At 63.5% G+C, this 6458-nt stretch carries 7 protein-coding genes; 6 read left to right on the forward strand and 1 reads right to left on the reverse strand.

The window, feature by feature from the left end; all coding sequences use genetic code 11:
• Positions 1 to 15: 15 nt before the first annotated feature.
• Positions 16 to 405 carry a hypothetical protein gene (locus tag QX048_RS34130; protein ID WP_315828120.1) on the forward strand — a complete coding sequence of 130 codons (390 nt, stop codon included), beginning with the start codon at positions 16 to 18 and terminating at the stop codon, positions 403 to 405.
• 86 nt (positions 406 to 491) lie between these two features.
• Here the strand turns inward: QX048_RS34130 and QX048_RS34135 are convergent, their stop codons facing one another.
• The gene (locus QX048_RS34135; protein WP_315828121.1) at positions 492 to 794 is read right to left on the reverse strand and encodes a hypothetical protein; all 303 of its coding nucleotides are present in this window, start codon (positions 792 to 794) and stop codon (positions 492 to 494) included.
• Between the two features lie 574 nt (positions 795 to 1368).
• Here QX048_RS34135 and QX048_RS34140 point away from each other — a divergent pair.
• The 5 genes from QX048_RS34140 (at position 1369) to QX048_RS34160 (ending at position 6195) form a co-directional block, all read left to right on the forward strand.
• Complete coding sequence (locus QX048_RS34140) at positions 1369 to 3363, forward strand: multicopper oxidase domain-containing protein (protein ID WP_315828131.1); 1995 nt, start codon at positions 1369 to 1371, stop codon at positions 3361 to 3363.
• Between the two features lie 632 nt (positions 3364 to 3995).
• Entirely contained in the window at positions 3996 to 4454 is a 459-nt protein-coding gene (locus tag QX048_RS34145; protein ID WP_315715594.1) for an FMN-binding protein, read from the forward strand.
• Positions 4435 to 5325 (forward strand): FAD:protein FMN transferase, encoded by an 891-nt coding sequence (locus QX048_RS34150; protein WP_315828122.1) that lies wholly within the window; start codon positions 4435 to 4437, stop codon positions 5323 to 5325. The genes QX048_RS34145 and QX048_RS34150 overlap by 20 nt, the downstream gene beginning before the upstream one ends.
• Positions 5315 to 5845: a hypothetical protein gene (locus tag QX048_RS34155; RefSeq protein WP_315828123.1), complete on the forward strand. Its 531-nt coding sequence runs from the start codon at positions 5315 to 5317 to the stop codon at positions 5843 to 5845. The genes QX048_RS34150 and QX048_RS34155 overlap by 11 nt, the downstream gene beginning before the upstream one ends.
• A 131-nt stretch (positions 5846 to 5976) precedes the next feature.
• The gene (locus QX048_RS34160; protein WP_315828132.1) at positions 5977 to 6195 is read left to right on the forward strand and encodes a helix-turn-helix transcriptional regulator; all 219 of its coding nucleotides are present in this window, start codon (positions 5977 to 5979) and stop codon (positions 6193 to 6195) included.
• Positions 6196 to 6458 lie beyond the last annotated feature (263 nt).

Raw genomic sequence — 6458 nt, forward strand, 5'->3', positions numbered from 1 at the left:
GTCGTGGAGGCTCCGGTGGTGCAGGAGCCGCCCGCACCGGAACGGCCGCAACTCGCGCTCGTCGGCACCGTCGTGAACGGGGACCGCGGCCTTGCGGTGTTCGTCGATACGAGCAGCAAGACGCCGTTGCGGATCAGAACCGGCGCGGACTATCAGGGGTGGACGCTGCGTCTCGTCGAGGCGAGATCGGTCACGCTGCAACGGGGCGAGGACGTCACCGTTCTCACGCTGCTGCCGGCGCAGGCGCCGGCCCAGCCGACGAATTCAGCTAACGAAAGCTTTGCCCAGATGCCGTCAACCCCCACTGCGCCTCCGCTGGCTCAAGCCGGGCCGCCCTTTCTGTCGCCGGAGTCGAGGCTGCTCCGGATGCATCAACGCCAACGCTCGGGACGCCGTCAATTGTAAGGATGGATCCGATCTGGATCGAAGCGTGACGATAGGCGCCGGCAGGCCGCACCGACAAAAGCGATGAGGCTCTCGGTCGATGGCGCTCAGCGCTTGCACAATCCGCTCGTCAGCACCCATCCCTTGTCCGTGAGAGCCGCGGAGACGATGTCGAAATACAGGCGCTTGTCGGGGTCGTCCTCCGATACGAAAGAGACCTGGCACAGGAAACGCCCGCCCACGTCGCCCTTGTCGCAGGCCGCCTCGACGATCTTGAGGCCCTTGTCGTGGCGGACGCCGGATGACGGCGCCTCCTGCTCGTAGGCCTTCTGGATGATCTCGGTGGTCGGTGCTCCACAGGCCATGCCGGTTACGTTGCAGGCCCATGCGAGAACAACAGCAAGCAGCATCGTTCGGTCTCCTCGGAGCGGGGCACTCACAAACATGTCCAGCAGCGTTCGCGTCCGACACGATCTCATGAGCTTCATGGCGAGCTACGAGAGCTGGTTGTCGTTTTTGTGTCGCTGCTGTCCGCCACGCGCACAACGCAGGCGTCTGGACGTGTAGTTAGATCGATTCTTAAACGCCGGTCGGCAATTCTCACAAAGCGAAAGAAAACGTCACAAAGGAGCCACCCGACATGGCGACGAAGGCCGAGGGGACGATGCGGCAGATCGGCTGATGAGTTCGGACTGCTCATTCGAATTCCGCATCCCGGGGACGGTGATCGTTCCTACCGGTGTATCTCGAGCCAGATGGGGATCAGGCATGTTAGTTGGGCGTGTGCGCAAGCCAACTCTGCGATTACTGACGTCGGCGGCCGCGATGTTGGCCGGTTTGACCGTTGCGGGTCCTGCGGCGCAGGCCCACGATCTGGCCGAGCCGACGGTGTTCAGGAGTTGGCATGGCGTGCTCGATCTGCTGATGATCGCGCGCCCCAAGCCGATCTCGACGATCACCTATGAGCCCCCTGGGGGCTCGCCGATGAACCCGACCGGCTGGGTCTACGAGATCTGTCGGCGGCCGGCCTCAGGCGACAAATGTCCTGCCGGCGCCGCGGTGGCGGATTATGGTGGCGTGCGACTGGCGCTGCAGAAGGGGGATACGCTGAAGATCAGGCTGGTGAACCAGCTGCCGCAACTCGACCCGGCCAAGGTGAATCACAACACCGATCCCGGCCAGGCCAATTTGTTTCGCAATCCGACCAACCTGCATACCCATGGGCTGATCGTCGAGCCGCGCGCGCCGACGCTGACCGACCAGACGTTCGGGGACTACGTCTTCGTCCAGATCTTCAACTCGGCCAACGGCATGCCGGTGCCGCAGACCACCCATCAGCACGGCTCCAACAAGATGGACTCCGTGGATTACCGCATCGAGATTCCGCGCAACCACCCGTCGGGCCAGTTCTGGTTTCACCCGCACATTCATGGCATTTCGCTCAACCAGGTCTCGCAGGGCCTGGCGGGCATCATCTCGGTCGGCGAGGTCTCGGACTATGCGCATGGCGATGCCAGGCATTCGCCGTTTCCGGACGCGAGCGTGCGCCATCTGATCCTGAAGGATCTTCAGGTCGCGCCCGGCGGCCCGGTGCAGTTCGACAGCGGTCCGGTGGACGTCCAGCCCGGCGAGGTGATCAACCAGCAGGATCCGGGCTTCTGCGCCCAGTTTCCGGCAGACAGCTCCGAAGTGCGTGAGGGGGCGTGCCCGGGCGTCGATCTGTCGGCCGATGGCGGCTCCAACTTCTCCGGCGGCAAATGGTTCTTCACGGTCAACGGCCAGACGTTCCCGAAGATCAAGGTCACCGATCCCGATGGCGAGGTCTGGCGGCTCACCAATGCGTCCGGCAGCCTGTCCTACAATCTTCAGCTGACCGATGACGAGACGCAGAAGCCGATGGTCATGCAGCTGATCTCGGTCGACGGCGTGAGCGTGAACCTGCCGCAGGATACGACGATGGACACCATGGTTCGTCTCGGCGGCGCCCGCTTCAGGGTCGTTCCCTGTCCGCCGTCGCCAACGTCGGGCTTTCATTCGAAGCCGGTCTGCGTCACCCAGATGGTCATGATGCCGAGCTCGCGCACCGAGGTGTTCGTCACCTATCGCGATCCCGCGACAGGTGCGATCGCCAGCCTTGGGCGGTCCGCCTCCGCGACCTTCAAGATGGCCGGATTGACGATGGGTAGCGGCGATCAGTGGCCGGCGGTCGATCTCGCCAAGGTGCACTTCCACCAGCGCGGTTGGCGCAATCACATCGCCTACGCCATGGACATCAGGGGAGACGCCTTGGCGACCATGCAGCCGTCGGGCATCCTCGATGCCAAGGTGCCGTACGCGAACGCCGCGCCGCTGCGTGCCGGCTGCCGTCCGCTGCCGGCGGGGCATCGCCGCCGGATCTTCTTCGGCATCGCCGACCTGACCGACGACGGCACCTTCGGTCTCGGCTATGAGGAGGTCGATCAGAACGGCAACCCGGTGCCCGGCACCCAGCTCCCGGTGAGCCAGTTCGACCCGTCGCAGAACATCGTCTGTCTGCCGCTCGCGCCGGGACAGCGCCCCGTCCACGAGACCTGGGAGCTGGTGCAGCTGTCGACGGAAAATCACAACTTCCACATTCACCAGACGCGCTTCCGGACCGTCAACAGCAAGGCGGGGGAGAACACGCCGCTGTCGGTATCGCTGAACAGGAGCATCGGCGGGGGCATGCTGCAGGACAACGTCCCGCTCGGCGTCGCGACTCCGAACGTCCCGGAAGTAATGGAATCCCAGAGCGGGGTCTGCAGCATCGAGCAGTGGCGGAACGGGCAGTGCACGTCGAAGCCCGTGGTGGTTGATATCCCGTTCTCACAGGTCGGCGAGTTCGTCTATCACTGCCATATTCTCGAACATGAGGACGGGGGCATGATGGCGAAGATCAAGGTCGTGCCCTCGCCCTATGGCGGCAATCCGTGGGAGGCAATGAACCAGATGCCGTGGTAGTTGCGGCAGCGGTCTTCTGCCATGTCGTTCACGAGGTCGGCGCCACATCTGCGGCGCCGACCTTCGTTTGTGCGCAGCGATGCTCATGCGCGGCCGCCTTACCGCCGCGAAGGACGATCGCCTGCCAAACGCGACGCGCTTTCCAGGTCCTGTTCGAAGAAGGGATTACGCATTTTGAATCGATCTAAACGGCTGCAAACGTCTTTGCATGACTTTGAAATGTCAGGCTCGCGTGCCGCAAGCTGCGCGAGCGCGGGTCCCCGCGATGTGGCGATCTGCAGCAACATTGTTATTCCCCAGCCGCTCCGGCAAATCGCCAACATCGACGCGGCAATTCGCCGCAATCGAAACACTACTCTCTCGACTGACATTCGGAGCCATTTGCAGCGCGCGTGGTTGCGAACGTCGGCAAGGACGGAGAGGCAGACCCGCGAACGGGTAGGGCTGTTGCCGAGGCAAAGTGTGATCGATCGCTCGGGTTCATCGTCGCACTGAACTGGATGGTTCGGAGCGTCGCTGCTGCGGTTTAGACGGCTTCGCAGGAGAGGTTGACAGCGATCGATGCCCTGAGAAGACGAAAATGCGTTCGGCGAGGGAGGGCGTACCATGGAAACAAAGTTGAGGTGGACGAGATGAGCGATTGGTTGAAATGGACGGCGCCCGCCGTGGCCGTCATGTCGATCGCCGCACCGGCCCATGCCATTCAGTACATGAGCGTCGAAGAGGCGCAGAAGGCCGCTTTTCCGGGAGCCAGCTTTTCCGAAGTCCAGCCGGGCAGGGTATGGAAGGCGAGCAATGGCGGCTACTTCTATTACGATCACGTCGTCGGCAAGCACCTCCTGATCGACTACACGGTTGCCGTCGGACCCGACGGGCGGGTGCGTCGCGTCGACATTCTGAACTATCGCGAATCCTATGGCGGCGAGGTGCACGATGCCAGCTGGCTCGGTCAGTTCGTCGGCAAGAGCAGTCAGAACGAGCTTCGCATCAACTCCGACATTCGCAACATCTCGGGCGCTACGCTGTCCTCTACCCATTTGACCGAGGGCGTTAAGAAGGTGCTGTCGTATCATGCCAGCCACTTCCGCTAGCCTTCGACGAGCACGGGCTCTGCTCGGGACATTCGTCGAGATCGACGTCACGGATGCACGCCGCTGCGATGCGGAGAATGCCGTTGAAGCGGCGTTTTCCGCGGTGACCGACGTGCATCGGCTGATGAGTTTCCACGATCCCGACAGCGACGTGTCGCGGCTGAACCGCGCGGCATCGAGCGGCGTCGTGAAGGTGCATTCCTGGACCTACGCCGTGCTGAAGATGGCGCTCGATGTGACCCATCACTCCGACGGCGCCTTCGACGTTGCCGTCGCCGGCGCGGCAAGGCCGTCTGTGGGCTCGACGGCGCAAGCGGATGTCCCGCAGTCGACTGCGATCGAGTTGCTCGCCGACGACCGCGTCCGTTTCCGCGATTCCGCCGTCAAGATCGATCTCGGCGGCATCGCCAAGGGGTTCGCCGTGGACCGCGCGATCGCGGCGTTGCAGAGCCGCGGCGTGCGCTCCGCAATGGTCAATGCAGGTGGGGACCTCGCCGCCTTCGGGCCCGATGCCCGCATCGTCCACATTCGCGACCCGCGTTTCCCGGACAGGCTTTTGTGCCAGGTCGAAGTAAGCAATGGGGCGCTCGCGTCGTCGGCGCGCCGCTTCGACCCGTTTCGATCGACGGAAACAATGGATACAGCGGTCGTCACGCCTTCGACCCGGCTGCCCACAGGGGCGGCCCACGGCGCCACCGTGAGCGCGCCAACCTGCATGGTTGCCGACGCGCTGACCAAGGTCGTCATGGTCGCCGGCGAGCAGTCCGCGGCGTCATTGGCGCGCTTCCAGGCGAGCGCCATGTTGATTGCGGCGAACGGCGACATTCATACGACACCGGACTGGCAAGGAGTTCACCAGCATGCGGCTTAAAGGCTTGTTTCGGTTCGCCCTCTACGGAATTCTCGGGCTCTTGTTCGCCAGCGGCGCGCTGTGGATCTATGCCGACCAGATGAAGACCCGCACGGAGCTGGACAGCGAGATGTGGCAGCAGGCCGCCGCATACCTGCTGAGCATGCATGGCGGAACTGCAATGGTGACGCTGATGCTGCTTGGGGCGCTCGGTCCCATGCACGTCCAGCGCGCGTGGCGTGCCGGGAAGAATCGAGCGACCGGTATCGTCAGCCTCGCGATGTATGGTCTGCTCATCGCGACGGCGTTCGGGCTCTACTACGTCGGATCCGAAGCGCTTCGGCCCTGGATCAGCACGGTCCACATTGCGTTCGGGCTCGGCGTTCCGGCTGTCATCACCGCCCACATCATCGTCGGCCGCTCGAGCGTTGTCGCCACGGCTCAGTCCGTGCGGCCACAACGTGCGACCTCTCCGACCCTGGTTCCTGCCGATGCGCCTGCCGATGCCGATCTGGTCAACGTCATGAGCAAGGTAGGTTGACCGCATCCGGCGTTCGGCTGGCCGAGCAGGTCTCCATCCCGGCAACGATTTCCTTGCTCGCAGTTGGCCAACCGCCGCATGGAGGAATTCTCCGAGCCGGCGATCGATGCGTCCCATGAAATGGCTGTTTGATGACTCCCGATCGATCTCGGGCAGCTCGTGGTCTGCTCGACTGGTCTCAGGCTGAATTGGCTGCTCGGTCCAATTTGAGTGACAGTACCATTCGCGATTTCGAAAAAGGCGGCCGGATCCCGTCAATCAACAATTTGGCGGCCGTCAGGCGCGCCCTGGAGGCGGGAGGCGTGCAATTCATCGACGGCGACCGGCCCGGTGTTCGACTGGCGCGCTGAGAGTTAACTCCGATCGCTCAGATTCCAAAGTCGCCCTGGGCTCGCTAGCCGCCCATGGAATTGGCCATCATCTACTCTGCAGCCGCGGCAACTTCTGGCGAAGCCAATAGCCGAGTTCAACACTCGGATGGGACCGGCGCCGCGGACGCCTCGTGTTTGCGACCAAGGCGCGAGAATAGCCAATGATGGATCGTGTCCCCAAGCGTGGTGTAGCTGGCGGTCCACCGCGTTCGCCGGCTGGAGCCGGGCCTGTCAGCTGGCGA

The sequence above is a fragment of the Bradyrhizobium sp. SZCCHNS30572 genome (genome assembly GCF_032484415.1).
Taxonomy (GTDB): domain Bacteria; phylum Pseudomonadota; class Alphaproteobacteria; order Rhizobiales; family Xanthobacteraceae; genus Bradyrhizobium.